At 66.7% G+C, this 26,182-nt stretch carries 23 protein-coding genes; 7 read left to right on the plus strand and 16 right to left on the minus strand.

Annotated elements, in window-relative coordinates; genetic code table 11:
- Nucleotides 1-28 precede the first annotated feature (28 nt).
- Entirely contained in the window at nucleotides 29-1,216 is a 1,188-nt protein-coding gene (rlmN, locus tag ACRARE_RS04570; RefSeq protein WP_432655224.1) for a dual-specificity RNA methyltransferase RlmN, read from the minus strand.
- Between the two features lie 696 nt (nucleotides 1,217-1,912).
- Nucleotides 1,913-2,437, minus strand: a complete 525-nt coding sequence (locus ACRARE_RS04575) for an invasion associated locus B family protein (protein ID WP_432655225.1) — start codon at nucleotides 2,435-2,437, stop codon at nucleotides 1,913-1,915.
- 238 nt (nucleotides 2,438-2,675) lie between these two features.
- Between ACRARE_RS04575 and ACRARE_RS04580 the strand changes: the two genes are divergently transcribed.
- Nucleotides 2,676-3,656, plus strand: a complete 981-nt coding sequence (locus ACRARE_RS04580; RefSeq protein ID WP_432655654.1) for an asparaginase — start codon at nucleotides 2,676-2,678, stop codon at nucleotides 3,654-3,656.
- Between the two features lie 98 nt (nucleotides 3,657-3,754).
- Here the strand turns inward: ACRARE_RS04580 and polA are convergent, their stop codons facing one another.
- From polA to ACRARE_RS04600, 4 genes are all read right to left on the minus strand, one after another.
- Nucleotides 3,755-6,574, minus strand: a complete 2,820-nt coding sequence (polA, locus tag ACRARE_RS04585) for a DNA polymerase I (RefSeq protein WP_432655226.1) — start codon at nucleotides 6,572-6,574, stop codon at nucleotides 3,755-3,757.
- A gap of 319 nt (nucleotides 6,575-6,893) precedes the next feature.
- Nucleotides 6,894-7,079 carry a zinc-finger domain-containing protein gene (locus tag ACRARE_RS04590; RefSeq protein ID WP_432655227.1) on the minus strand — a complete coding sequence of 62 codons (186 nt, stop codon included), beginning with the start codon at nucleotides 7,077-7,079 and terminating at the stop codon, nucleotides 6,894-6,896.
- Nucleotides 7,080-7,181: 102 nt separating this feature from the next.
- Nucleotides 7,182-7,562 carry an HIT domain-containing protein gene (locus ACRARE_RS04595; protein ID WP_432655228.1) on the minus strand — a complete coding sequence of 127 codons (381 nt, stop codon included), beginning with the start codon at nucleotides 7,560-7,562 and terminating at the stop codon, nucleotides 7,182-7,184.
- A gap of 28 nt (nucleotides 7,563-7,590) precedes the next feature.
- Nucleotides 7,591-9,168 (minus strand): DUF5928 domain-containing protein, encoded by a 1,578-nt coding sequence (locus ACRARE_RS04600; protein ID WP_432655229.1) that lies wholly within the window; start codon nucleotides 9,166-9,168, stop codon nucleotides 7,591-7,593.
- A gap of 172 nt (nucleotides 9,169-9,340) precedes the next feature.
- Between ACRARE_RS04600 and ACRARE_RS04605 the strand changes: the two genes are divergently transcribed.
- Nucleotides 9,341-10,159, plus strand: coding sequence for a sulfotransferase family protein (locus ACRARE_RS04605; RefSeq protein ID WP_432655230.1), 819 nt, complete (start codon nucleotides 9,341-9,343; stop codon nucleotides 10,157-10,159).
- Nucleotides 10,156-10,785, plus strand: a complete 630-nt coding sequence (locus ACRARE_RS04610; RefSeq protein WP_432655231.1) for a class I SAM-dependent methyltransferase — start codon at nucleotides 10,156-10,158, stop codon at nucleotides 10,783-10,785. Before ACRARE_RS04605 ends, ACRARE_RS04610 begins: the two co-directional genes overlap by 4 nt.
- 95 nt (nucleotides 10,786-10,880) lie before the next feature.
- On the opposite strand, the gene ACRARE_RS04615 is transcribed toward ACRARE_RS04610, so the two are convergent.
- The 3 genes from ACRARE_RS04615 to ACRARE_RS04625 form a co-directional block, all read right to left on the minus strand.
- Nucleotides 10,881-11,981, minus strand: a complete 1,101-nt coding sequence (locus ACRARE_RS04615) for a site-specific DNA-methyltransferase (RefSeq protein ID WP_432655232.1) — start codon at nucleotides 11,979-11,981, stop codon at nucleotides 10,881-10,883.
- 100 nt (nucleotides 11,982-12,081) lie between these two features.
- Complete coding sequence (gene rnhB, locus ACRARE_RS04620; protein WP_432655233.1) at nucleotides 12,082-12,708, minus strand: ribonuclease HII; 627 nt, start codon at nucleotides 12,706-12,708, stop codon at nucleotides 12,082-12,084.
- Nucleotides 12,709-12,849: 141 nt separating this feature from the next.
- Nucleotides 12,850-13,377 carry a hypothetical protein gene (locus ACRARE_RS04625; RefSeq protein ID WP_432655234.1) on the minus strand — a complete coding sequence of 176 codons (528 nt, stop codon included), beginning with the start codon at nucleotides 13,375-13,377 and terminating at the stop codon, nucleotides 12,850-12,852.
- 288 nt (nucleotides 13,378-13,665) lie between these two features.
- Between ACRARE_RS04625 and ACRARE_RS04630 the strand changes: the two genes are divergently transcribed.
- Genes ACRARE_RS04630 through ACRARE_RS04640 form a run of 3 tightly spaced genes read left to right on the plus strand, consistent with a single transcriptional unit; the run spans nucleotide 13,666 to nucleotide 15,428 of the window.
- On the plus strand, nucleotides 13,666-13,983 hold the full coding sequence (locus ACRARE_RS04630; protein ID WP_432655235.1) for a hypothetical protein: 318 nt from the start codon (nucleotides 13,666-13,668) through the stop codon (nucleotides 13,981-13,983).
- Nucleotides 13,955-14,656 carry a winged helix-turn-helix domain-containing protein gene (locus ACRARE_RS04635; protein ID WP_432655236.1) on the plus strand — a complete coding sequence of 234 codons (702 nt, stop codon included), beginning with the start codon at nucleotides 13,955-13,957 and terminating at the stop codon, nucleotides 14,654-14,656. The genes ACRARE_RS04630 and ACRARE_RS04635 overlap by 29 nt, the downstream gene beginning before the upstream one ends.
- A gap of 16 nt (nucleotides 14,657-14,672) precedes the next feature.
- Nucleotides 14,673-15,428: a LamB/YcsF family protein gene (locus tag ACRARE_RS04640; RefSeq protein ID WP_432655237.1), complete on the plus strand. Its 756-nt coding sequence runs from the start codon at nucleotides 14,673-14,675 to the stop codon at nucleotides 15,426-15,428.
- Between the two features lie 115 nt (nucleotides 15,429-15,543).
- Here ACRARE_RS04640 and ACRARE_RS04645 read toward each other — a convergent pair whose 3' ends face one another.
- The 4 genes from ACRARE_RS04645 to ACRARE_RS04660 form a co-directional block, all read right to left on the minus strand.
- On the minus strand, nucleotides 15,544-16,722 hold the full coding sequence (locus tag ACRARE_RS04645) for an ABC transporter permease (protein ID WP_432655238.1): 1,179 nt from the start codon (nucleotides 16,720-16,722) through the stop codon (nucleotides 15,544-15,546).
- A gap of 13 nt (nucleotides 16,723-16,735) precedes the next feature.
- On the minus strand, nucleotides 16,736-18,394 hold the full coding sequence (locus ACRARE_RS04650) for an ABC transporter permease (RefSeq protein WP_432655239.1): 1,659 nt from the start codon (nucleotides 18,392-18,394) through the stop codon (nucleotides 16,736-16,738).
- Nucleotides 18,395-18,519: 125 nt separating this feature from the next.
- A complete protein-coding gene (locus ACRARE_RS04655; protein ID WP_432655240.1) occupies nucleotides 18,520-19,620 on the minus strand; it encodes an extracellular solute-binding protein in 1,101 nt (366 codons plus the stop codon).
- A gap of 119 nt (nucleotides 19,621-19,739) precedes the next feature.
- Entirely contained in the window at nucleotides 19,740-20,840 is a 1,101-nt protein-coding gene (locus ACRARE_RS04660; protein ID WP_432655241.1) for an ABC transporter ATP-binding protein, read from the minus strand.
- A 404-nt stretch (nucleotides 20,841-21,244) separates the two neighbouring features.
- Between ACRARE_RS04660 and ACRARE_RS04665 the strand changes: the two genes are divergently transcribed.
- Nucleotides 21,245-21,916, plus strand: a complete 672-nt coding sequence (locus ACRARE_RS04665; protein ID WP_432655242.1) for a TetR/AcrR family transcriptional regulator — start codon at nucleotides 21,245-21,247, stop codon at nucleotides 21,914-21,916.
- Between the two features lie 22 nt (nucleotides 21,917-21,938).
- Here ACRARE_RS04665 and hglS read toward each other — a convergent pair whose 3' ends face one another.
- The 3 genes from hglS to amaB are packed head-to-tail and all read right to left on the minus strand — an operon-like array spanning nucleotide 21,939 to nucleotide 26,139.
- Nucleotides 21,939-23,330: a 2-oxoadipate dioxygenase/decarboxylase HglS gene (hglS, locus tag ACRARE_RS04670; protein ID WP_432655243.1), complete on the minus strand. Its 1,392-nt coding sequence runs from the start codon at nucleotides 23,328-23,330 to the stop codon at nucleotides 21,939-21,941.
- Between the two features lie 45 nt (nucleotides 23,331-23,375).
- Entirely contained in the window at nucleotides 23,376-24,647 is a 1,272-nt protein-coding gene (locus ACRARE_RS04675) for an NAD(P)/FAD-dependent oxidoreductase (RefSeq protein ID WP_432655244.1), read from the minus strand.
- Entirely contained in the window at nucleotides 24,637-26,139 is a 1,503-nt protein-coding gene (gene amaB, locus ACRARE_RS04680; RefSeq protein ID WP_432655245.1) for an L-piperidine-6-carboxylate dehydrogenase, read from the minus strand. Before amaB ends, ACRARE_RS04675 begins: the two co-directional genes overlap by 11 nt.
- Between the last annotated feature and the right edge of the window lie 43 nt (nucleotides 26,140-26,182).

Consider the following 26,182-nt stretch of genomic DNA (forward strand, 5'->3'; position numbering starts at 1 on the left):
ACGGGGGCAAGGCCCCCTCCCCTTCCGATCACAGCCCGGTTTCGGCGGCGATCTGGGCGCGCGACTTGCGGGCGCGCTCGGTGGCTGATTTCAGCTGCCCGCAGGCCGCCATGATGTCTTCGCCGCGCGGGGTGCGAATGGGCGAGGCATAGCCGGCCTTGTGCACGATATCAGCGAAGGCCTCGATCCTCGACCAGTCGGAGCGCTCATAGGGCGAGCCGGGCCATTCGTTGAAGGGAATCAGGTTGATCTTGGCCGGGATGCCCTTGATCAGCCGCACCAGACGGCGGGCGTCGGCGTCTGTGTCGTTCACGCCCTTCAGCATCACATATTCGAAGGTGATCCGCTCGGAGTTCGACAGGCGCGGGTAGTCGCGCAGGGCGCCCAGCAGGGTCTCGATGTTCCAACGCTTGTTGATCGGCACCAGCTTGTCGCGCACCTCATCGGTGGTGGCGTGGAAGCTGACCGCCAGCAGGCAGCCGATCTCTTCGGCGCATTTGGCGATCTCGGGCACCACTCCGCTGGTCGACAGGGTGATGCGACGGCGCGACAGGGCGATGCCCTCGCCGTCCATGGCGATCTTCATCGCGTCGCGGACGTTGTCGAAATTGTACAGCGGCTCGCCCATGCCCATCAGGACGATGTTGGACAGAAGGCGCGGCCCGTTCTCGCCGGTGCCGGTGCCCGGCTCGGGCCATTCGCCCAGATCGTCGCGCACCAGCATGATCTGGCCCACGATCTCGCCCGGCGTCAGGTTGCGCACCAGTTTCTGGGTGCCGGTGTGGCAGAAGGAACAGGTCAGGGTGCAGCCCACCTGGGACGAGATGCACAGCGTGCCGCGATCGGTCTCGGGGATATAGACCACCTCGACCTCATGGCCGCCCGCGATCTTCACCAGGTACTTGCGCGTGCCATCGGCCGAGACGTTCTTCGACACGATCTCGGGCAGCTCGATCGTGAAATTCTCCGCCAGCTTGGCGCGGAAATCCTTGGCCAGGTTGGTCATCTGGGCAAAGTCGCGCACGCCCCAGTGGTAGATCCACTGCCACAGCTGGTTGACCCGCATCTTGGCCTGTTTCTCGGGCGTGCCGATCTCGATCAGCGCTTCGCGCAGCTTCGGGCGGGTCAGGCCGACAAGATTGCGGGCCCCCTCCGGCAGTTTCCGGGGGATGGTCAGGACGTCCTGGGTGATCGGCGCGGCGGGCTGCTGGCTCATGACGGTCTCGTGGCGACAGGGTGAAGGCAGGGAAGCCGGGTCTATAGCGGATTCATCTGGTCATGAAAACCCGTGGTGCAAGGGGTACCCCGTCGCCCGCGCGGCGCGCGACACGTAGAGGGGGGCGAGGGTCGCAAGGGAAGGAAGGGGGCTCTGGCCCCCGTCGCCGGAGGGCGACACGTAGAGGGGGTAAGGGGGGCTCTGCCCCCCGCCGCGCGGACCGCGCGACTCCCCCCGGGATATTTCCGGCAATGAGAAGAGAGGGGCGGGGCACGGTAAAGCCGCGACCGCGCGCCCGGGTGGCAAAGTCCGCCAACGGGCGCGCCACGGCACCGTCACGCCCCGGTTGGCCTACGTCGCAGCCGGGGCGGCTCGATGCTTTCGGGCACCGCCCCCTCGCCTTTCTCATTGCCAAAAATATCCCCGCCGGAGGCTCGCGCCGCCGCAGGCGGGGCGAAAGGCTCTGCGGAAGGGGAGGGGCGGGCGCGGAGGGCAGGCTTCGTCCGTCCCAGGAGGGAAGGGGCGCCGTTCAGCCGGAAAGCCGCTCACGCGCCTTTCTGATCGGCGTAGCCGTTTCCTAAACGGCTAGGCTCCGCCCGTTCGCAGCTGAAACGCTCCCCCGGAACGTTTCCAAGACGGCTGGGCTCCGCCCGTTCGGCCCTGAAACCGTCCCCCGGACGGTTTCCCAGACGGGCCTCACTGACAGCGGCGTTCGCTGTCTTCGACGGCGGCGGTGAAGCCCATGAGCGAGAAGGTGTCGCGGGTGACCGTGCCACGGCCCGACCGCCCGGTCAGCACCGCTTCGGACCCGGCCTTCAGCGAGGTCATGATCCGCGCGTCGTCGCTGGTGGTCGCGGGCCAGGCCCATTCGCCTTCGGTGTAAAGCTCGTATTCCGTGCCGTCGACGTTCAGCGTCACGGTCGAGCCCTCGGCGAAGGGATAGCCGCCGGTAAAGGCCAGCTGCCCCGAGACCGAGGCGCCGGGGCGGTAGAAGGCCATCAGCTGGATCTCGCTGCGGCGCACCGACACGACCTCGCCGTCGCGGGTATTCACGGTTTCCTTGGGGATCGACACGGCCCAGCATTCGCGCGGGTCGGTGTCTTCGAACACGGACCAATCGGTCTGTGCGCTGACCTGGTTCTCGCTCACGTCCTGCTGCGCGAGCGCGCCGGTTGCGGCGCAAGCCACGCAGGCCGCGGCGGCGAATACCCGGAAGTTCATCTGTCCAGCCTCCAAGCTGTCCTTGCCTCTGTCCGACCCCCCGCGCCTGTGCGGCGTCTGTGGCGGGGCCATTGCGTCTCGACATTGCAACAATAGACGAAAAGCTGCCACATGCGAAAGGCCGATTGGCGGGAATTCGCACATGCGTGAACGGGGAAGGACAGCGACGATGACGGCAGCACAGGGATCAGAGGCACATGAGGCGGGGCTGGGCCCGCAAGACGCGGGCGCGGTGCCCATGGCCGAGCTGTGGCGCGGCGGCATCTGCGAAAGCCTGCATGCGGGCCATGCGGTGGTGGTCGATGCCGGCGGTCAGGTGGTCGCGGCCTGGGGTAACCCGGAGGCGGTGATCTATCCGCGTTCCTCCTGCAAGATGATCCAGGCCCTGCCGCTGCTGGAAAGCGGCGCCGCCGATGCCGCCGGGCTAAGCGCGCGGCAGCTGGCCCTGTCCTGCGCCTCGCACAATGGCGCGGCGATCCATTCCGAGGCGGTCACCGCCTGGCTGGCCAACCTGGGCCTGGGCGAGGCCGACCTGCGCTGCGGCCCGCAGGAACCCAACGACATCCCGGCGCGCAACGCGCTGATCCGCGCCGAGGAGGCGCCCTGCCAGATCCACAACAACTGCTCGGGCAAGCACAGCGGCTTCCTGACCCTGAACCGGCACCTGGGCGGCGGCGCGGACTATACCGAGGTCGATCACCCGGTGCAGGCCGCCGTGCGTGCAGCCTTCGAGGAGGTGACGGGCGAGGCGGTGCGGGGCTGGGGCGTGGACGGTTGCTCGGCGCCCAATTTCGCCACCTCCCTGCGGGGCCTGGCCCGCGCCATGGCCGGTTTCGCCGCCGCGCGCGAGGGCACGGGCCTGCGCGCCGGGGCCCAGGCGCGGCTGGTGCAGGCGATGATGGCCCATCCCGAGATGGTGGCGGGCGAGACCCGCGCCTGTACCGAGCTGATGCGCGCCTGCGCGGGCCGCGCGGCGGTGAAGACCGGGGCCGAGGCGGTTTTCGTGGCGATCCTGCCGCAGCGGGGCCTGGGCATCGCGCTGAAGGTGCTGGACGGCAATTCCCGCGCCAGCGAGGCGGCGATCACCCATCTGCTGGTGAAATACGGCGCGCTGGAGGCGGATCACCCGATGGCGAAGAAATGGGGCAACCCCGAGATCCGCTCGCGCCGGGGGATCCTGGCGGGCGAGCTGCGCGTCGCCCCGGGCTTCGGCAGCTAAGGCGCCGCCGAGGCAAGGTGGATTGCATCCACCCTACGCGAGGTGCCGCCCCCGGGCGCCCGTAGGGTGGATGACAATCCACCTTTGCGCGGCAGGAATCAGTGTGCCTGGGCCCAGTTGGCGCCCTGACCCGCGTCCACCACCAGCGGCACGTCCAGCTTCACCGCCGGATCGGCGGCGCCTTCCATGACGCCGCGGGCCACGCCGATCAGATCCTCGGCCGCCTCGGCGGTGACCTCGAAGATCAATTCGTCGTGGACCTGCAACAGCATCTTCACCGCGGCACTGTCGGGCATCTTCGCCAGGGCCTCGGGCATCCGGATCATGGCCCGGCGGATGATATCCGCCGCCGTGCCCTGAATCGGCGCGTTGATCGCCGCGCGTTTGGCGAAGCCCGCGCGCGGGCCCTTGGCGGCGATCTCGGGCGTATGGATCTTGCGCCCGAACAGGGTCTGCACGAAGAGGTTTTCCTTCGCAAAGGCGGTCGTCTGATCCATGTATTCGCGGATGCCGGGGAACTTCTCGAAATAGCGGTCGATGAAGCCCTGGGCCTCGGCCCGGGGAATGCGCAGGTTGCGCGCCAGACCGAAGCCCGAAATGCCGTAGATCACGCCGAAGTTGATCGCCTTGGCCTGGCGGCGGATCTCGGGCGTCATCTCGTCCAGCGGCACGCCGAAGACCTCCGACGCGGTGGCGGCGTGAATGTCCTGCCCCTCGTGAAAGGCCTGCTTCAGCGCGTCGATCTCTGCCACATGGGCCAGGATGCGCAGCTCGATCTGGGAATAGTCGAGCGAGACCAGCACCTTGCCCTCGGGCGCGACGAAGGCCTCGCGGATGCGGCGGCCCTCTTCCGTCCGCACCGGAATGTTCTGAAGGTTCGGATCGGTCGAGGCCAGACGCCCGGTGTTGGCGCCGGTCTGCACGTAGGAGGTATGCACCCGGCCCGTTTCGGCGTTGATGTGCTCTTGCAGGGCGTCGGTATAGGTCGATTTCAGCTTCGACAGCTGGCGCCAGTCCAGCACCCGGGCGGGCAGGTCATGTTCGGTGGCCAGATCCTCCAGGATATCGGCGCCGGTGGCATAGGCGCCGGTCTTGCCCTTCTTGCCGCCTTCCAGGCCCATCTTGTCGAAGAGGATCTCGCCCAGCTGTTTCGGGCTGCCCACGTTGAAGCTCTCGCCCGCCAGCTCGTGGATCTCGGATTCCAGCTGCGCCATCTTCTGGGAAAAGGCGTTGGACATGCGCGACAGCGTATCGCGGTCCACCTGGACGCCGTGCATTTCCATGCTCGCCAGAACCGGGGACAGGGGGCGTTCCAGGGTCTCGTAGACCGTCGCCACCTTTTCGCGGTGCAGACGGGGTTTCAGCACCTGCCAGAGGCGCAGGGTGATGTCGGCATCTTCGGCGGCATAGCGGGTGGCCTTGTCGATCGGCACCCGGTCGAAGGTGATCATCGACTTGCCCGAGCCCAGAAGCTCTTTGATCGGGATGGGCGTATGGCCGAGGTAACGTTCCGACAGGGCATCCATGCCATGGGTGTGCAGCCCCGCGTTCAGGGCGTAGCTGATCAGCATCGTGTCATCGAAGGGCGCCACATTGATCCCGTAGCGGCGCAGGATCTTGGCGTCGTATTTCATGTTCTGACCGATCTTGAGGATCGCGGGATCCTCCAGCACCGGTTTCAGCAGGTCCAGCGCCTCGGCCAGGGGCATCTGCCCCGGGGCCAGGTCGTCATTGCCAAAGAGGCCACCCGATTCCCCCTCGGCCTTGTGGGTCAGCGGGATGTAGCAGGCGGTGCCGGCATCGACGCAGAGGCAGATCCCCACCAGATCCACCACCATCTCGTCCAGGCCGGTGGTTTCCGTGTCCACGGCCACATAGCCGCGTTCGCGGATCCGGTCGATCCAGGCGCTGAGCGCCTCAGCATCGGTGACGGTCTCATAGGCCTCGGGGTCGATGGCGGGCGCCTCGGGGGCGGCCTCTTCCGCCGTCTCGGCGCCGGGCTGGGGGGTGTCGTCGATCTCGGGCACGGCGACGCCCAGACCCTCGGCGATCCGCTTGGTCAGGGTGCGGAATTCCATCTTGGCCAGGAAGGGCAGCAGGACGTCCGGGTCGGGATCCTTCACCTCGAGATCGTCGAGCGTGAAGTCGAGCGGCGTGTTGCAATCCAGCGTGACCAACTTCTTCGACAGTTCGATCTGTTCGCGTTTCTCGATCAGGGTCTGGCGGCGCTTGGGCTGCTTGATCTCTTCAGCGCGGTCCAGAAGGGTTTCCAGATCGCCGTATTCGTTGATCAACAGCGCCGCAGTCTTGATGCCGATGCCCGGGGCACCCGGCACATTGTCGACCGAATCGCCCGCGAGCGCCTGCACGTCGACCACGCGGTCGGGGCCGACGCCGAATTTCGCCTCGACCCCTTCGACGCCGATGCGGATGTTCTTCATCGCGTCCAGCATCTCGACGCCGCCGCCCACCAGCTGCATCAGGTCCTTGTCCGACGAGATGATGGTGACGCGCCCGCCCGCGTCCCGCGCCTGGCAGGCCAGGGTGGCGATGATGTCGTCGGCCTCGAAGCCCTCGATCTCTTCGCAGGCGATGTTGAAGGCCTTCGTCGCCTCGCGGGTCAGCGGCATCTGCGGGCGCAGATCCTCGGGCATGGCCTCTCGGTTGGCCTTGTAGAGGTCGTAGAGGTCGTTGCGGAAGGTATGGCTGCCCTTGTCGAAGATCACCGCCACATGGGTGGGGGCGTCGGGGCCGGTGTTCCCTTCGACATAGCGGTGTAGCATGTTGCAGAAGCCCGAGACCGCCCCGATGGGCGCCCCGTCGGATTTCCGGGTCAGTGGCGGCAGCGCGTGGTAGGCGCGAAAGATGAAGGCCGATCCGTCGATCAGGTGAAGGTGACAGCCCTTGCCGAAACTCATGAGAAAACCCCGCTTATGCGTCTGGGGTTCAGATGTGCCATGAAGCGGGGCGAGGGGAAAGGCGGTTTGGGCCGGGCCGGGCGGGGGTATGCCGGGCGGGGGCGGGGCCGAGGTCGAGAGCGGGGGCTTTGCCCCCCTTGCGCCCGGGCGGGCGCAATTCCCCCCAGGATATTTTTGGCAATGAGAAGAGGGGGGCGCGGGACAGGGGCCCGTGCGGAGTCGCGAGCAGGGCAAGGGGGCCTGCGCGGGCGGGGCCAAGCCGCGCCTGGCAGGGCGCGGAGGGGCCGAGGCGGCGCGGGTCAGGCGATAGGGTGCTGGCTTAGGCGCCGGTGTCGGCGGGGCCGCCCTTGAGGATGTATTTAGCGTCGCAATAGGGGCATTCCACGAAGCCGTCTTCGGCGGGAATGTGCAGCCAGACGCGGGGGTGACCCAAGGCGCCTTCGCCGCCGTCGCAGGCGATCTTGGCGGTGTCCACGATCTTGGTTTCCGGGGCTTCGATCGACATGGGGTTCCTCGCGACTGCGTTTGCCTGATCGGGAAATAGCGTGAAAGGGCGGGCGCGCGCAAGGCGCGCCGCGCCGCAGCGTTTACATGCGGTTGGCGGCGATCAGCCCGCCGGGGTCAGCATCCGGCCCAGGGGACGGCCGCCCAGCACATGCATGTGGAAGTGCGGCACTTCCTGCACGCCGTGTTCGCCCGCGTTGGAGATGAAGCGGCAGCCGGCGCCGCTGGCGGCGTCAACTCCGGCCTCGGCCACGACCTTGGCCAGGACCCGGTGGAAATCGACGATCTCGGCCTCGGAGGCGCGGGCGGCGAAATCGTCGTAGGTGACATAGGCGCCCTTGGGGATCACCAGCACATGCACCGGCGCCTGGGGATAGATGTCCTGGAAGGCGAGGGTATGGTCGGTCTCGACCACGGTCTTGTTGGGGATCTCGCCGCGCAGGATCTTGGCGAAGATGTTCTGGTCGTCATAGGCATAGGCCATGGGGCGCACCTTTCTGTCGGTGGGTCGGTCAGTCAGAGAAGAGATGGGGCAGCGACAGTATCTCTGCCGCCGTGTCGGGATCGACCGAGAGGAACTCGGCCAGGGCGGCGGCATTCACCGCCGGGCTTTGCCCCTCGCGAATGCGGCTGAGATATTCGAAATCGCTGTCGCGGATGCGGTCGCTTTCATGGGCGATGTCGTGGCGGATCGTCGGCAGCAGCCGTTCCAGCGTGTCCTGCGCCGTCTGTTCCCCCGCCAGGCCGACGCGTTTGGCATGGCCGATGAGGTAGTCGTCGGTAAAGTTGCATTCGATTTCCAGCAGGCGGGTGCGCGAGCGGTCGCCGCAGAAGTCCTGCAACAGGTCCAGCCCCGAGGGGTCCATGCAGACGATCATCCGGTCGGTCTGGTGGTAATCAAACAGCATCCGCATCAGCGCCCGGCGGTGGCGGGTGCGTTTCTCCAGCGTCGACTGGATGCCGCCCAGGTCGGGCAGCGGGGTCGAGGCCTCGTGGAACAGGTATTCGATGGCGTTCAGGCCGGTCTGCTCGACGATGCGTTCCACCAGCCGCTTGGCCACATGCCATTTCTTGCAGATCACGATCATCAACTCGCGTTCGCGACCCAGAGAGCTTTCGGTTTCCCAGAAGCGCGTGGCGAAACGGCGACCGATGCGGCCGCGCCCGGTGAGGAACTTGTAAAGCGAGCGGCCCTCGTTGGAGATTAGGAATTCGACCCCGCGCGCCGCGTAAAGCTGCCCCAGGCGGCGCTTGATCTCATGCGCCTCGGGCGACAGCTTGCGCGCAAAGAGGAAATCCTGTGCCAGCAGCAGGTCGTAGTGATCGTTGTAGAAGGTCACCGGCATTCCGTAGTCGGTGAACATCAGGAAGGTCAGGGTACGCGAGCGGATTTCCTTCGACGGCACCAGGTGGCGCACCAGGGTCTGGAAGAAGGTCTCGTCCGGGATCCAGGTGGTGCGGAAGAAGCGCATCACGTCGCGGCGGGTCTTGGTGAACTCCAGGATCGCCTCGACCGTGCGGCGGCGCAGGCACCACCACTGGCTGCCGATCATGATTTGCAGATCCTCGGGAATCTCGCGCTTCAGCCCCAGGGCCTTCTGCCAGCGCAACAGCCGGTAGAACCAGGCCTTGTGCGACCGTTCGTTCAGGTAGTGGCGGTAGATCAGCCGCTCTTCCTTGATGCCGGTCTTGATCCAGCCCGAGGTGAAGAAGTCGAAGCTTTCGCAGTAATCCACGTCGTCGCGATCAAGGAAGTCATGGGCGTATTCCGCCGTCTTGATCGACATGCAATCGCCCGACAGCATGTAGAAATGGGTTGCGCGGGGGAAGGCCTCGACCGCCGCCTCGACCGCGTTCAGCGTGGCCTCGACCAGCGACCATTCCCCCCAGCCGCATTTGCAGCGTTTGCGGGCGAAGGTGACGCGCGGATTGTCCTTCAGCGCGGCGCGGATCATCTCGTAATCGGCGGGGTTGGCGCGGGCGTCGAAATGGATCGCCATGTAATCGCCCACGGCGGTCAGCCGGTTGGCCTGGTCAATGATCCCCTGCGGGTCCTTGTGACAGAGCAATATGAACGCGATCGTCGCCATATGCGGCAGGCCAGCCCTTTAGCATCCCGGGGTTTGCCCAGTGATACGCGTCAAGGCGGATTGATAAAACAGGGTTTCTTTGCTTTTTTGTGGAAGACATGCGCCGGCCCCCGGGGACCGGCGCCAAAAACGGGCGCCCCCGCAGCCGGGCGCGGCACAAAGGGACGAGCGGATGGGGTTTCCAGGCACCTGGATGACGGAAAGCGAAAGCGTGGTCTATCGCGTGGTGCCGAAATGCGCCTGCTCGACCATCGGGCAGATCATGTTCTATTCCGACCATGGCCGCTTCTTCGATGGCGACATCCACGATTCGACCGAGGGGCTGCACAAATGGTCGCAAGAGCAGAGCCAGCCGCTGATCGAGGCCAATGTGCAGGGGCATAAGTCCTATGCCTTCACCTGCGTCCGCAATCCCTATACCCGCATCCTGTCCTCCTTCTTCGACAAGATCTGCGGCATTCAGCGCAACGGGCGCCGCTATCGCGGCAACCTGGTGCCGCTGCTGGTGCAGAAATACGGGATCGAGGTCGGCGGCGAGGACGGCAAGGACGAGTTCGACCAGATCGCCAGCTTCCGCCGCTTCCTGCTGTTCGCCCGCGACACCATCCGCTGGCGCCGCCCGATGGAACCCGACATTCACTGGTCCGCCATGGCCGGGCATGTGTCGACCTTCATCGTCAACGGCGGGCGCTACGACAAGATCTTCTGGACGGAACAGTTCAACGACGGGATGCAGCAGGTGCTGGACGCCATCGACACGCCCCATGCGGTCGATCTGGCCGCGATCCCGCGCTTCAACGAAAGCGAAGGCCACGGGCCGAAGCGGGCGCATCCGGTCGAGGACTATTTCGACGACCTGTCGATGCATCTGGTCTACGAGATCTACAAGCGCGACTTCGACCTGTTCAAATACGATTTCGCCAATCCCGCCAACAAGATGCCCGTGGGCGAGATCGACCTGGACGAGGTGCACGCCAAGCTGGGCGAATGAGCCCGGCGGACGACGCCCCCACGCCCGAGACGATCCTCGCGGGCTATGCCCGGGCGGCCGCCGCGCTGATCCATCCCTACGAGACCGCCGTGGCAACCCCGGCGCTGCTGGCGCCGGTGGCCGATCTTCTGCCCGCCGGGCCGGGGCGGATGCTGGACCTGGGCGCGGGCACCGGGCGCGACGCGGCCCATTTCGCCGCCCAGGGCTTTGCGGTGCTGGCGCTGGAACCCGTGGCGGCCTTTCGGGCCGCGGGCGCGCGGCACGGGGACGCGATCACCTGGCGCGACGACCGGATGCCCGAACTGCCCAGCCTGAGCGCCGCCGATGGCCCCTTCGACCTGGTGCTGGCCAATGGCGTCTTTCACCACCTGACCGCCCCTGCCCGCGCCCGGGTGCTGACCCGGATCGCGCCGCTTTGCGCCCCCGGCGCGCGGGTGGTGCTGTCGCTGCGCCACGGGCCGGGGGCCGAGGGGCGCCCCGCCCTGCCCATCGACGCCGCAGAGGTGATCGCCCAGGCCGCCACCGCCGGGCTGACCTGCCTGCGCGCGACGCGCGCCGGGTCGCACCAGCCGGGCAATCGCGCCAGCGGCGTCACCTGGACCTGGCTGGTGCTGACCCCCGCCTGACAGGCCCCCTGAAAACCAAAAAACCCCGCCGGTTTCCCGACGGGGCAGTCTGACACCGCCGCGAGGTTGGCGGCGCCTTGTCTCGTTGCGCGGGCTCAGCGCATTTCGCTGCGGATCTGCTGGCGCATGGCGTCGATCGGGATCTGCTTGCCGTCCCGCTTGATGCACCAGTAGGTCCAGCCGTTGCAGGACGGCGCGCCCTCCAGCCGGGCGCCGACCTGGTGGATCGAGCCCTTGATGTCATCCTGGGCCAGCGTGCCGTCGGCGCGCACCTTGGCCTTGTAGCGACCGTTCAGCGAATACAGCTCTTCGCCCGGGCGCAGCATCCCGCGTTCGACCAGCTGGCCGAAGGGCACGCGCGGCTCGGCGCGTTTGGCGCGGGTCACTTCCAGCGCCTCGTTGTCGAACTTGCGCACCCGGCCCAGACGCTCTTCGGCGACCTTGATGTAGGTCTCTTCGCGTTCGATCCCGATGAAGTTGCGGCCCAGCATCTTGGCCACGGCGCCGGTGGTGCCGGTGCCAAAGAACGGATCCAGCACCACGTCACCGGGGTTGGTCGAGCCGACCAGCACCCGGTGCAGCAGCGACTGCGGCTTTTGCGTCGGGTGGGCCTTGTCGCCATTGGCATCCTTCAGCCGCTCGCCGCCATTGCAGATCGGCAGCACCCAGTCAGAGCGCATCTGCACGCCTTCGTTCAGCTCTTTCAGAGCCTCGTAGTTGAAGGTGTACTTGGCCTTTTCCGACTTCGACGCCCAGATCATCGTCTCGTGTGCGTTGGTAAAGCGTTTGCCGCGGAAGTTGGGCATCGGGTTGGCCTTGCGCCAGACCACATCGTTCAGGATCCAATAGCCCGCATCCTGAAGCGCCGAGCCCACGCGGAAGATATTGTGGTAGCTGCCGATCACCCAGATCGCGCCATTGGGCTTCAGCACCCGGCGCGCGGCCTTCAGCCAGTCGCGGGTAAAGCGGTCGTAGGCCTCGAAGCTGGCGAACTGGTCCCAGGCGTCATCCACCGCATCGACCTTCGAGTTGTCGGGCCGGTGCAGATCGCCACGCAGTTGCAGGTTGTAGGGGGGATCGGCGAAGATCAGATCGACCGAGTTCTCGGGAAGTGCGTTCATCACCTCCACGCAATCGCCGGGCAAAACGGTATTGAGAGGGAGCTCGGAAGCCCCTTTTGCTTTGGTTTTCATCATGTACTGCCTCAATGCACGGCGCGATTTTCGCGCTCTATGTTGTGGACAAATGATGAGTCAAAGCCGATTCGAGGTCAATTTATTTATTCGAATCAGGGGTTTAGTTTTCGTCTCGACACAAGATATTGCGCACAGGGCCGAAGGAACGCCTATGATGTGGGGTCACACCGAGATTTTGTAGCGCGGCCTGATGCACCTTCGTCGGGTAGCCCGCATTCGATTCCCAGCCGTAGCCGGGAAACTGTTGCGCCAAATCCACCATGATGGCGTCGCGGGCGATTTTCGCCAGGATCGAGGCCGCCGCGATGGACAGCGAGCGCGCATCGCCCTTGACCACCGCCGTGGCAGGCAGGCGCAGGGCGCGCGGCAGGCGGTTGCCGTCGACCAGCACATGGTCGGGGCGCACCGGCAGCGCCTCGACGGCGCGGCACATGGCCAGGTGGCTGGCCTGAAGGATGTTGATCTCGTCGATCTCTTCCACGCTGGCATGGGCCACGGCCACATGGGCACTGTCGTGCAGCGCGGCCAGCAGGGCCTCGCGCCGTTTTGCCGTCAGCTTCTTGGAATCGTTGATGCCGGGGGGAATCGCGGCGGGGTCCAGGATCACGGCGGCGGCGGTCACCGGCCCGGCCAGGGGGCCGCGCCCGACCTCGTCCACCCCGGCCACGCGGGGGAAACCTCGGGCGAACAGCTCTTCTTCCAGCGAGAAATCGGGGTGTGTCGTCATGCCTGCCCTTGAACAGCGCCCGCGCCCGCTTGGCAAGGGCCCGCTGAGCAAGGGAAGCACAGGCAAAAGCCCCGCCCCGGGGGTCCGGGACGGGGCGCTCTTGCTGCTCGATTTATCCTCTGGAGGGGGATCTTGGGGCGATCAGCTGGTGACCCAGCCGCGCTGTTTCATGCAGGCCCGGCGGTAGATCACCTTGGGGCCCTGGCCACCGCGCGGGATATCGGTGCGCTGGCGGCAGGCATCGGGCAGCAGGTTGGGGCGCGAGGCGGTCTTCTCGGCGCAGGCGGCGCGGTAGCCGACGGCGCGGTAGCCGTTCACCCAGGTGCGCACTTCGCAGCGCGAGGCGATGGTCTTGCGCACCGGGCGCGGACGCGGCGGCTGGCCCCAGCCCCCGTTGTTATGGCCGCCATTGTTCCAACCGCCATTGTTGTGGCCACCGTTGTTGTGGCCACCGTTGTTCCAGCCACCGTTGTTATGGCCGCGATCATTGGCCCGCGATTCATTGGCGATGGCCGAGCCGATGATGGCGATGGCGCCGATACCGATCAGCGCACGGGCCAGGTCGTCATTGCCGGCACGGGCCGGGGCGGCACCGATGGAACTGGCGGCGACGGCGGCGGCCAGGGTGGTCAGCAGGGCCTTACGGGAAAGACGGAAGAAACGGGTCATGAGGGTATCCTTTCGGCGGGTCTGGATCTGATGTCGGGCGGCGGGGCCACCTGTCTGGTTCGGGTTGCGTTGACCTCTGGACGGGGGCGGTGCGGCCCTGGCCCGGAAGCGATGAGGTGACCCTGGCCCCGGCCCCGCCTGCCGGGCAATATCACCCCCGGGCTATCCGATAGCGGCGGGTGACAGGGGGCTGTCATCGGATAACACGCCCGCGAAAGCCGCGCCGGATCAGGCGGTTATCCGATAACGGCGTCGCGCCACCCCTCTGACATTGAATAGCGGCGGGGAATGGCCGACAGTGACGTCATGACCCGATCCATCGCCCCCCTTCTGCTGGCGCTCGCCACCCTTGTCCTGACCCTGGCCCTGCCCGCCACGGCCCAGGCGGCCTGCTATGCCGATTACAAGGCCAAGCGCGACCAGCCCTACGCATTGCACTATGGCGTGATGCAGGTTTCCGCCTGCGACACGGCCACCGCGACCCAGGAAGCACGTCAAAGGCTTGCACAGGCGGGCTGGGTGCTGCTCAATGTCGTCTCCGTCTTCGACGACAGCGGGCTGGCAGACAGGAAAGCCAATGCAGGATCCTACTATCTTCGCTTCTGACCTGAGGAAATCAGGCACCCGCACCGTGACCATCGGCCTGGGCGCCGTGGTGGCGATCCTGGCGCTGGCCGCGGTTTTCCTGTTCCTGACCCTGCCCGACGCGAATGCCTTCAACCATCGCGTCGAGCGGATCTTCGTGGAAAACGACCTGACCAGCCAGGCCGAGGTGCAGCTGCTGAACATCCTTGCCCTGTCGGGGACGGCCTTCTCGGAAACGCTGACCTCCTACCGGATGGTGATCTTCGTGCTGCTGATCTTCTCGGCGGCGCTGCTGCTGGCCGCGCTCGGGTCGCTGGTCATGCTGGTCACGCTGAACCGGCGCATGGCGGCCATCGAACGGGCCGGGATCGAGGTCAACAGCCTGATGATCTCGCGCGACGAGAAGATGGTCTATCTCAACAACCTCGGGTTCAAGCTGACCGATGCGGCGATCGAAACGCTCTCGGTGCTGGCCGAGGCGCGGATGGACGACGACGTGCTGACCGGCGCCCAGATCGAGGCGATGATCTCGGGCCGCGCCGAGGCCGATTGCGAAGAGGCCGCCGGTGCCACCCGCATCAAGCGGCTGCGCGACACCCTGGGCAACCAGATCGTCAGCGAACTGTTGATCAAGAACATCGCCCGGCGCGGCTACGTGCTTTCGGTGGGCAAGGATGTTATCCGGGTGCTCTGACCGGACGGAGGCCCCCATGACCCGCACTATCGACATCAATTCCGACCTGGGCGAGGCCTACGGCCCCTGGGCCATGGGCGAGGATGCGGCGATGATGGGCGTGGTCAGCTCGGCCAATGTGGCCTGTGGCGGCCATGCCTCGGACCCCGAAACCATGTACCGCACCCTGCGGCTGTGCCGCGAGGCAGGTGTCACCGCAGGCGCCCACCCCGGCTATGCCGACCGCGAGGGCTTCGGGCGCCGGGTGATCCCGATGACCGGCCCCGAAATCACCCGCCTGGTGGCCGCCCAGATCGGCGCCCTGCAAGGGGTGGCCACCCTGGCCGATTGCCCGATCACTTACGTCAAACCGCATGGCGCGCTGAACAACCTCGCCTCTGCCGACCGCGCCGTGGCCGATGCCATCGCCGTGGCGGTGAAGGCCTCAAACCTGGCGATGCTGGCGATCTCCGGCACCGAGCTGGAGGCCGCCGCACGCGCCGCAGGCATCCCCACGATTGCCGAGATCTTCGCCGACCGCGGCTATCAGGAAAACGGGTTGCTGGTGCCCCGTGGCCAGCCCGGCGCGATGATCCACGACGCGGGCGCCGCCGCAGACCGCATCCTGCACCTGCTGGACACCGGCCGGATGCAGACCGTCACCGGCGCCGAGATCCCGCTGGCCGCCGAAAGCATCTGCGTGCACGGCGACGAACCCTCTGCCGTGGCCCTGGCCACGGAACTGCGCGCCCGCCTTCAGGCTGAGGGCGTCACCATCGCCCCCTTCGCCTGACCCCGCCCTTATCCGACAGCCCAAAATACTCCGGGGGGATGAATTGCGTTGCCCTGCAACGCAAGAAGGGGGCCGACGGCCCCCCTCCCTTTTTTCATAAACCCAAAGGCCCGGATCAGCTGGGCGACATGCCCCGCAGCCGCTCGGAGCGGCGGCGCAGCAGCTCGACCGTCGCCAGCAGGCAGATCGAGATCCCCACCAGGATGGTGGCCACCGCCAGGATGGTGGGCGAGATCTGTTCGCGCAGGCCGATGAACATCTGCCAGGGCAGGGTCTTCTGACCGGCCGAGCCGACAAACAGCACCACCACCACCTCGTCGAAGGAGGTGATGAAGGCGAAGAGACCGCCCGAGATCACGCCAGGCAGGATCAGCGGCATCTGCACCCGGAAGAAGGTGGTGACCGGATCCGCGCCCATGTTCGCCGCCGCGCGGGTCAGCGAGCGGTCAAAGCCCACAAGCGTGGCGGTGACGGTGATGATGACAAAGGGAATGCCCAGGGCCGCGTGGGCCAGGACCACGCCGATATAGGTCCCTTGCAGCCCGATCCGCGAGTAGAAGAAGTACATCCCCGCCGCCGAGATGATCAGCGGAACGATCATCGGCGAGATCAGGATCGCCATGATCGCCTGGCGGAAGGGCACATGCGGCTGGCTCAGGCCGATGGCGGCCAGGGTGCCAAAGCCCACGGCCAGGATGGTGGCCACCGGAGCGATCCGCACCGAGTTCCACAGCGCGCCCTGCCAGTCGGAGTTGGTGAAGAAGTCGCGGTAATGCTTCAGCGAATAGCCCTCGGGGTCGAAGGCCAGCATTTCCGGGGTGAAGGTAAAGAAGTCCTCGGCGTTGAACGACAGCGGCATCACCACCAGGATGGGGGTGATCAGGAAGACCAGGATCGACCCCGCGATGGTCAGGAAGCTGTAATGCCACAGCACCTGACGCGGCGTGGCATAGGGCGGCAGGTTCACCCGATAGCGCCCCGAGGCGACGAAATAGGTCAGCCAGCCGAAGAAGGTGCCGAAGATGGCGCCGGTCACCGCGCCGGGCACGCCCGAGGCCAGGTAGCCCGCGACGATGAACAGCAGGGCCAGGCCCCAGCGGGCCGCCTTTTCCTGCCCGCGCAGGAAGCTGGCCAGCAGCCAGGCCAGGACGAAGATCACCACCGCGCCCGCGACCAGCCCCATCAGGCCAGAGCCCTGGGCGGTGCCGACGAAGATCCCGAAGAAGGCGCCGAAGAGGGCCGCAACCCCTGCGGCGAAGACGGCGGATGTGGGTTTTGCGATTGTCAGTGCCATTGTCTCGCCCTCCTCAGCCCAGTTTCACGTTGTCGATGCCGACGATGCGGTCGTAGGCCCAGTACAGCAGCAGGACCACCGCCAGCAGGATGGCGCCAAGCGCCGCGCCCAGACCCCAGTTCAGCGAGCTGGAGATGTGATAGGCGATCCGGTTCGAGATAAACGTCCCCGTCGTACCACCCACGATTTCCGGCGTGATGTAGTAGCCGATGGCCAGGATGAAGACGAGGATCGAGCCCGCGCCGATGCCCGGCACCGATTGCGGGAAGTAGACCCGCCAGAAGGCCGTCCAGTTGGTGGCGCCCAGCGACTTGGCCGCGCGCAGATAGGTCGGCGGAATGCCCTGCATCACCGAATAGAGCGGCAGGATCATGAAGGGCAGCAGGATGTGGGTCATGGCCACGATCGTCCCGAACTGGTTGTTGATCATCACCAGGCGGTCGGTATCGCTGACCAGGCCCAGCCAGACCAGCACGTCATTGATCACCCCCTGTTGTTGCAGCATCACCTTCCAGGCCGAGGTCCGCACCAGCAGCGAGGTCCAGAAGGGCAGCAGCACCAGGATCATCAGCAGGTTGGCCTTCGAGCTGGGCAGGTTGGCCAGCAGCCAGGCCACCGGATAGCCCAGGGCGATGCAGGAGAAGGTGATGGCCAGCGACATGAACAGGGTGCGCTTGAACAGCATGATGTAGATCTGCTGGTTCTCGGGGCGCGCCTCGATCCCGTCGGGGGTCAGTTGCAGGTCGATCGCGTTCAGGAAGTAGCCCGAGGTGTATTTCGACGAATAGACCTGCACCGTCGCCCAGATGTCGGGGTTCAGCCAGTTGTCATCCTCGGATTCGAAGAAGCTCTTGTAGGGGATGTACTCGATCCCCTCGACCACCGGCACCGCCGCTTGCAGCGTCTCGGCGCCCGGGCCGGCATAGCCTGCCACATCAGCGGTCTGCATGTCGGTCACGAAGGCCGCGATCACCGATTCCCAGGGTTTCTCTTCGGCCACCACGTCGCCGTCGATCAGCGCCGTATAGACGGCGAAATCGGTATAGGCGGCGGTGGTCAGCGGCAGCAGGGCTGCAATCTCGGTCGAGGGGGCAAAGCCCACGTCGCCCGCCAGCTTCTCGCCCGAGATGGTCTCGACGCGCTTCACATGCGCGGAAACCAGATCCTCGGCCTTGCTGCCGGTGCCGGACATCAGCTCGTACCAGAAGGCCTCTTCGTCCCACAGGGGATCGGCATCTTCCAGCACGTCGAGGTAATCGTCGCCCAGATCGTCCAGCGACCGGCCGGTCGAACGGAAAAGCGACGAGACCCCGGTATATTCATAGTTCAGGCGGGTGCCGAGCTTGGTGTGTTCCTTCGCCTCGGCGGCCAGGAACAGGTCGTAATACAGCGCCTGATAGACCTCTTCGCCCGGCGCCTCGCCGGAGGAATGGTCCCAGTCGGCCAGCACCTGGGTGGTCGAGGGCATCGTGTCCGAGACGATCTCGTTCTCGACCGAGCGGAACAGCATGTCCGCGATCGGCGCGATGAAGGTCACCAGGACGAAGATCAGAAGCGGCGCGATCAGCATCAGCGCCCGCATCTTCTGGCGGCGAAGGGCGCGGTTCAGGCTGCGTTTCAGAGGCGTGCCGTCGGCGGCCAGCATGGGGCCGGTCTGGGTCGTGTCGCTCATATCGTCCCTGTTTTCTGTTGGGATGGCCCGCTTGCGGGGCCTTGGGGGTGGGGCGGGCCATAGCGGGCCCGCCCCGGTCTTCGGATCCTGACATCAGGTCCGGTCAAGCGTTCCGCGGGGGCGGATTACTTGGCCAGCCACGCCTGGTACTTGGCGTCGATGTCGTCGCGGTAGTCAGCCCAGAACTCGTAGTTGTAGAGCAGGGTGTTGGCCGCGTTGGCCGGGTCGGTCGGCATATGCGGAGCCATCTCGATGCCCAGGTCGGCGTGCTGGCCAACCAGCGGCGCCGAGGACAGGCGGGCCGGACCGTAGGAGATGTACTTGGCCTGGTCGGCCAGACGCTTGGTGTCGGTGGCGAAGTAGACGAACTCTTTCACCGCGGCGAGCTTCTCTTCGCTCAGACCGGCGGGGATGATCCAGCCGTCCAGGTCGAACACCTGCATGTCCCACAGCATACCCACGGGCTGGTCCTGCTCTTCGATCACCGAGAACAGACGGCCGTTGTAGGTCGAGCCCATGAAGACTTCGCCGTCAGCCAGCAGCTGCGGGGTGTCGGCGCCCGCGGACCACCAGATCACCTCGTCCTTGATGGTGTCCAGCTTGGCCAGGGCCTGGTCCTGACCTTCCGGGGTTGCCAGGACGTCGTAGATCTCGTCCTTGGCCACGCCGTCACAGTACAGGGCCCATTCCATGTTGTTGATCGGGCGCTTTTCCAGCGCGCGCTTGCCCGGGTAGGTTTCCAGGTCGAAGATGGCGCAGATGTCGGTGGGCGCGTCGACGCCTTCCGGCACCATGTCGGTGCGGTAGCCGACGGTGGTCGAATAGACGATCTGCGGGATGAAGCAGTCGGAAACGATCATGTCGCCGAAGTCGTCCGAAGCGTCCGAACCGTCATCGCCGGGGGCGAGCAGGTCGTCGGCATCGTATTCCATCGCCAGGCCTTCGTCGCACAGACGGATGGCGTCGGCGGCCACGACGTCGACCAGATCCCAGGTGATGTTGCCCGCTTCGTTCATCGCGCGCAGCTTGGCCACGGCTTCGTTCGAGCTTTCGTCCCAGGTGACGGAGACGTCGGGATTGGCTTCCAGGTAGGGCTCAACATAGGCCTTCTGCTGGGACATCTGGTAGGCGCCGCCCCAGGACACCAGGGTCAGGTCCTGCGCAGAGGCCGCGCCGGCCACCAGGGCCAGTGCCGTCCCGGCCAGGAAGGATTGAGTGAGTTTCATTGCATAACTCCCATTTTCAACCCGTTATGTTTCATTCATGGATCCGCGGTTACGGGTGAAACGCGCGGTATCTCAACAGGCCACAGCCGCGGGTTGGCGGCTGCGGGTGTCTCTTGCGATCAGGCGTCCAGCGCGCGGCAGTCGTCCGGCAACCAGCCGATCTCGATCATCTGACCTTTCTTCAGGCGCTCCTGGTCCGGCGCGTTCCGGGTCTTCATAACGAAGTCGTCATTGCCCGCGACGCGCAGCCGGGTGCGGAAGATGTCGCCCATGTAGATGAACTCCAGCACTTCCGCCTTCAGCAGATGCGCGCCGTCCTGAAGGCGTTCCTTGTTGGTCTCGACGCGCTCGGGGCGGATCGACACCTTGGTGCGCTGGCCGACCTCGGTCACGTTGACCGGGCGGGCGGAAATGATCTCGCCACCGTCCAGCTGCACGGTGCAGACATTGCCCGAGATCTCCTTGATGACCCCTTCCAGCGTGTTGTTCTCGCCGATGAACTGGGCCACGAAGCTGTTTTCGGGCTCTTCATAGAGCTGATCCGGCGGCGCCAGCTGCTGGATGCGGCCATCGTTGAAGACGGCGACGCGGTCCGACATGGTCAGCGCTTCGGTCTGGTCGTGGGTCACGTAGACCGTGGTGATGCCCAGGTCATGGGCCAGGCGGGTGATCTCGAACTGCATGTGTTCACGCAGCTGCTTGTCCAGCGCGCCCAGCGGTTCGTCCATCAGCACCAGTTCCGGTTCGAAGACCAGCGCGCGCGCCAGGGCGATCCGCTGCTGCTGGCCGCCCGACAGCTGCGCCGGACGGCGACCGGCGAAATCGCCCATCTGCACCATGTCCAGCGCCCGCTTGATCTTCGCTTCGCGTTCCGACTTGCCCAGCTTGCGCACTTCCAGCGGGAAGGACAGGTTCTCGGCCACAGTCATGTGGGGGAACAGGGCGTAGTTCTGGAACACCATGCCGATGCCGCGCTTGTGCGGCGGGATGTTGTTGATCGGCTGACCGTCCAGCTTGATCTCGCCATAGGTGGCGGTCTCGAAGCCTGCCAGCATCATCAGGCAGGTGGTCTTGCCCGAGCCCGACGGGCCGAGCATGGTCAGGAACTCTCCCTTCGGCATGGTCAGGTTCAGATCCTTCACGACCAGCGTTTCGCCGTCGTAGCTCTTTTGCACACGTTCGAATGCGACGAATGCCTCGCTGTTGGATGTAGCTGCCAATTCAGGCTCCCCGTTTCGTTTTTTCTTCGCAGGCACGCGCGGCCCGCGTTAGGCTTGGGTAGAGGCGGCCGATACCATCTGGCCCTGCATCACACCGGGCGTATCGAACGGCCCTCTTGTCCCCGCATTCTTCCGCAGCGACATGCGACACGACTACCTTTTTCTCACCCATGAACGTCATTCAAGTTCAGTGTCTACTCATCTTCGATGCGAAGTCACAAACCGATTTACCCAGTTTTGACCGGAAAATGGCGTGCCGCAACGGGATTTGTTCAGAAGCCTACCCACATGCACAGCGATTAGGCAAGCCCTTCCGCAGGGCAAGGCCCCGCCGACATTCGCATTGCCTCACTTGCGAGCGGCTTCGGAGTTGAATAACGTTCATCTTCAGGAGAGGCGAGACGATGACCGACACGACGGAAAAGGCGATGAAGGAAGGGCGTGTGGCGCGGCGGCAGCGGCGCAACCGAGAGGCCCTGATTCGCGCCGCCAGTGCCGTCATGAGCGAAAAGGGCATCGACGCCGCCACCATGCTGGAGATCGCCGATCGCGCCGATGTGGGCGCGGGCACGGTCTATAACTACTTCAAATCAAAGGACGATCTGGCCATCGCCGTGCTGGAGGAGATCATGCAGGGCCTGGCCCTGCGGGTTGAAAGCGCCACGGCGGGGCTGGATGACCCGGCGCATATTTACGCAATCGCCCTGATGACCGTTCTGGAAACGGCCACCCAGGACGAGCGTTGGCGCCAGCTTTTGAACCGGTCGGGCATCGTCGCGGATGTGATGTATCGCCGGATCGGCCCCTTCACCATCGACCTGCTGGCCAAGGCCGAGGCCGCCGGGCGGCTGACCCCGGGCGACGCCGATCTTGCCTGGAAACTCAGCACCCATGCCATCGTCGGCTTTGCCCTGGCGATCTCGCGGCACGAGGTGGCCCCGGTCACCATCCCCACGGCGGCAGCACGGATGCTGTGCCTGGCCGGGCTGGACGCCAAAGAGGCCGAGAGGCTGGTGGCGTGCCCCCGCCCGGCCCTGCCGCCCGAGCGCGACCTGTCGGCCACCGCCCCGGCCTGAGGCCCCTGGACACGGCCCGCCCTCAGGCGGTCGCGCCCTCGGCCAGTGCAGCCAGGGACCGGGCCAGGCTTTCTTCCTCGACCGCGCGATAGAGCTCCATCTCGGGCGTGACGGCACAGCCCAGCGCCGCCTCGAAGGCGTCCTGGCTGGCGGTCTCGTCGAAGTTGGACTGCGCGTCGGTGCCAAGGTTCGACTGAAAGATCCCCGCCGCCGAAACCGGCAAGAAATCCTCGTAGGTTTGCGGATCGGCCACCAGCGCGCCCGCCGCCAGCAGGTCTTCGACCGCCTCGGGCGTGGGCTCCACCCCCTCGGGCAGCGGCCCGGCGACGCGGTAGCGGAAGAAGGCCAGCCCCTCGCGGCGCAGCGTATCGGCATCGTCGGGGAAATCGGCGAAGGCGGCGGTCAGGGCGGTGACGTAATCCGTCGCCCCCTCGCCCGCCGCGCCCACGGCGGCACGGCTGCGCGCCTCCGCCAGGCAGCGGTCATACAGCGCCCGGCCCGCGGGCGTCAGGGCAACGCCGCGCTGTTCGATCTCGCCGAAGCGCGCGGTATGGGTGCCCTCTTCGCCATTGGCGCCGCCCTCGCCGGGGAACAGGATCGGCTCTTCCAGCGCCTTGAACGAGGTCTGGCGCAACAGGATGTCGGTGGCGCGGCGCGGCGGCCCCTCGATCACCGCCTTGGGGGCGATGCCGCGCGCGGGCATCCCGGCCTGCACCGAGTCGATGTCCAGGGTGCGCGGCGTCAGGTGGTTGATGTGCGGCCCGTGGAAACAGACCACATCGGCGATCAGCCGGTGTTCGGCGGCCAGCCGCGCGTAAGTCTGCGCCGTCACCGTGGCGTCGGAATGCCAGCGGAAGGTTTCCAGCGCCTCGGCCACGAAGTCGGCCGCATCCTCGGCCCCCAGCCCGCCCTCGGCCTCGGCCTGGGCGATCAGCTCGAGGCAGCGCGGGGTGACGATGGCGCGGCGCGACAGGATCTCGGCGGCCTCGGCGGCCAGGGCGCGATCCTCCAGCAGCTCCAGCCGGATCAGCGAGGTGAAGACGCGGAAGGGATTGCGCGCCAGCGCCTCGGTGGTGACGGGGCGGAAGGCGGTGGAATGCACCGGCAGCCCGGCGACCGACAGGTCGTAGTAGCCCACGGGCGACATGCCCAGCACCGCGAACATGCGCCGGATGTTGTAGAGTTCTTCCGCTGTGCCTAAGCGAATCGCCCCGTGGCGTTCCACGTCCAGCCGCGACAGCTCGTCGGCGGCCTCCAGCCGGGCCTTCAGCGCCGGATCGGCGGCCATGACCTCGGCGTTCACGTCGCGCACCAGCTCTATCAGGGTGCCATATTGCGGCACCTCCTGGCGGTACATCTCGGACATGGCCTGGGAAAACAGCGTGCGGATCTCGTCGGCGGGCAGATGGGTCATGGGGTCTCCTCCTCGGGTCGTCGGGCGCGCGGGTCTTGGCCCGGATCAGCGCGGGCGCATCGTGGCATGGGTCAGGGTGGCGCCGAACTCGTAATAGGCCTCGTGCAGGCCGCGCAGATGTTCCTTGTAGCCCTTCATCACCGGCAGCGGGAAGGCCGCCGGGTCATCGCGCAGCAGGGCCTGGGCGGCGGCGGTGCCAAAAACCGTCCCGGGCGAGATGCCACGACCCGAATAGCCGAAGACCGCATAGGCCGAGGGGCCGAAGTTCACCACCTTGGGGATATGGTCGCGGGTCATGGCGATCTTGCCGCGCCACTGGTGCTCGAAGGGCAGGTCGCCCAGATCGGGGTAGAGCGCGCGCAGCTTGCGCCGCGCCCAGCCGGCATGGACCGCGCGCCCCAACCCCTCGGCATTGCCCATGCCGCCGACGATCAGCCGCCCCGCCGCGTCCAGCCGGATCGAGGACATGACCAGCGCCGTGTCCCAGCAGCCCTCGGCCCCGGGCAGCACCTTGGCGCGGGCCGCCTCGGGCAGGGGGGCGGTGGCGAACTGGCTGTAGTTCACCACGACGAATTGCGGCGCGAAGGCCCCGGCGATCCCCTCGTGATAGGCATTGGTGGCCAGAAGCAGTTTCGGCGCCCGGACGTTGTGGCCATTGGCGGTGACTGTCCAAAGGCCGTCGCCATGGGCAATGGCGGTGACGGGCGAGTTTTCATGCACCCTTGCGCCCAGCCCCTGGGCGGCGCGGGCCAGGCCGGTGCAATAGGCCAGCGGCTGCACCGTGCCCGCGCGCGGATCCAGCAGGGCGCCATGAAAGGCCGCGCTGCCGGTGCGGCGGGCGGTCTCCTCGGCGTCCAGCAGTTGCAGCGGCGCGCCGTGACGGTTGCCCTGGCGGAACCGGTCCTGCAATTCGGCAAAGCCCTTGGGGGAATGGGCCAGATGCAGGGTGCCATTGCGGGTGGCCTCGCAGGCGATGCCATGTTCGGCCACCCGGTCAAAGACCATCTGCGGCCCCTGCCCCAGGGCCTCGACCAGGCGGGCGCCGTCGGCCTCGCCCATCTGGGCCAGCACCTCGTCCGGGGGCAGCCAGAGGCCCGCGTTGACCAGCCCCACGTTGCGGCCCGACCCGCCATGGGCAATCGTGTTGGCCTCTAGCAGGACGACCGAGGCGCCCTGTTTCGCCGCCTCCAGCGCGCAGGCGGCGCCGGTAAAGCCCGCGCCGATCACCACCAGATCGGCGCGCAGATCCTCGGCCAGCGGCGTGGTGGCCAGGCCTTCGACGCTGCTGGCGCGCCACAGGTTGCCGTCAGATGTCAAACTTCACCCCCTGGGCCAGCGGCAGCTCGGCCGAATAGTTCACCGTCGAGGTCTGCCGCCGCATATAGCCCTTCCAGGCGTCCGAGCCGCTTTCGCGCCCGCCGCCGGTGTCCTTCTCGCCGCCGAAGGCGCCGCCGATCTCGGCCCCCGAGGGGCCGATGTTGACGTTGGCGATACCGCAATCCGACCCGCTGGCCGAGACAAAGGTCTCCGCCTCGCGCACGTTCAGGGTGAAGATGCAGGACGACAGCCCCTGGGGCACGTCGTTCTGCATTGCGATGGCCTCGTCAAGCGTCTCATAGCTCATGACGTAAAGGATGGGGGCGAAGGTCTCGGCCCGCACGATCTCGGTCTGGGCGGGCATCTCGACCAGGGCGGGCGCGGCATAGGCGCCGTTCCCGACCCCTTCGACCGGGGTGCCGCCGTGGACGGTGCCGCCCTGGGCGCGGGCCGCCGCCAGGGCCGCCTGCATCCCGGTCAGGGCCTCGGGGTCGATCAGCGGGCCGATCAGCGTGCCCTCCGCACGCGGGTCGCCGATGGTCAGCGAGCCATAGGCCTGTTTCAGCTTCGCCAGCAGTTCGTCGCGGATCGAGCTATGCACGATCAGGCGGCGCAGCGAGGTACAGCGCTGCCCGGCGGTGCCCACGGCGGAAAAGACGATGGCCCGCACCGCCATGTCCAGATCGGCCGAGGGGGCGACGATCATCGCGTTATTGCCCCCCAGTTCCAGGATCGAGCGGCCAAAGCGCGCCGCCACCTTGGGCCCCACGGCGGCCCCCATGCGGGTGGATCCGGTGGCCGACAGGATCGGCACATCGCGCGAGGCGACCAGCGCCTCGCCCAGATCGGCACCGCCCACCACCACCTGCAACAGCCCCTCGGGCGCCTCTTCGCCGAACCGCGCCACGGCCCGGTCAAAGATCGCCTGGGTCGCCAGGGCACAGAGCGGCGTCTTTTCCGAGGGCTTCCAGATCACCGGATCGCCGCAGACCAGCGCCAGCGCCGCGTTCCAGGCCCAGGGCGCCACGGGGAAGTTGAAGGCGGTGATCACCCCACAGGGGCCCATCGGGTGCCAGGTCTCGCTCATCCGGTGGCCGGGGCGTTCCGAGGCGATGGTCAGACCGTAAAGCTGGCGCGACAGGCCGACGGCGAAATCACAGATGTCGATCATCTCTTGCACCTCTCCCAGGCCTTCCGAGGTGATCTTGCCCGCCTCCAGGGTGACCACCGCGCCCAGCTCCGCCTTGGCGGCGCGCAGTTCCTCGCCCAGCAGGCGCACCAGCTCGCCCCGGCGCGGCGCGGGCACCTGGCGCCAGGCGGCAAAGGCGGCCTGGGCGCGGGCGATCACGGCGGGCATTTCGGCCAGGGGCGTCTCGGCCAGGCGCGCCACCTGTGTCCCGTCGATGGGCGAGCGCACCGACAGGTCGCCTCCGGTCAGTTGGGCCTGGGTCAGTCCGGCGGCGGCAAGGGTCTCGGCATGGGTCGCGGGCATGGGGCGGTCCTTTCGGGATCTGGGGAAGGGCCCCGATCAAAAC

It is taken from the genome of Pseudooceanicola aquaeponti (assembly GCF_050897975.1).
GTDB lineage: Bacteria > Pseudomonadota > Alphaproteobacteria > Rhodobacterales > Rhodobacteraceae > Pseudooceanicola.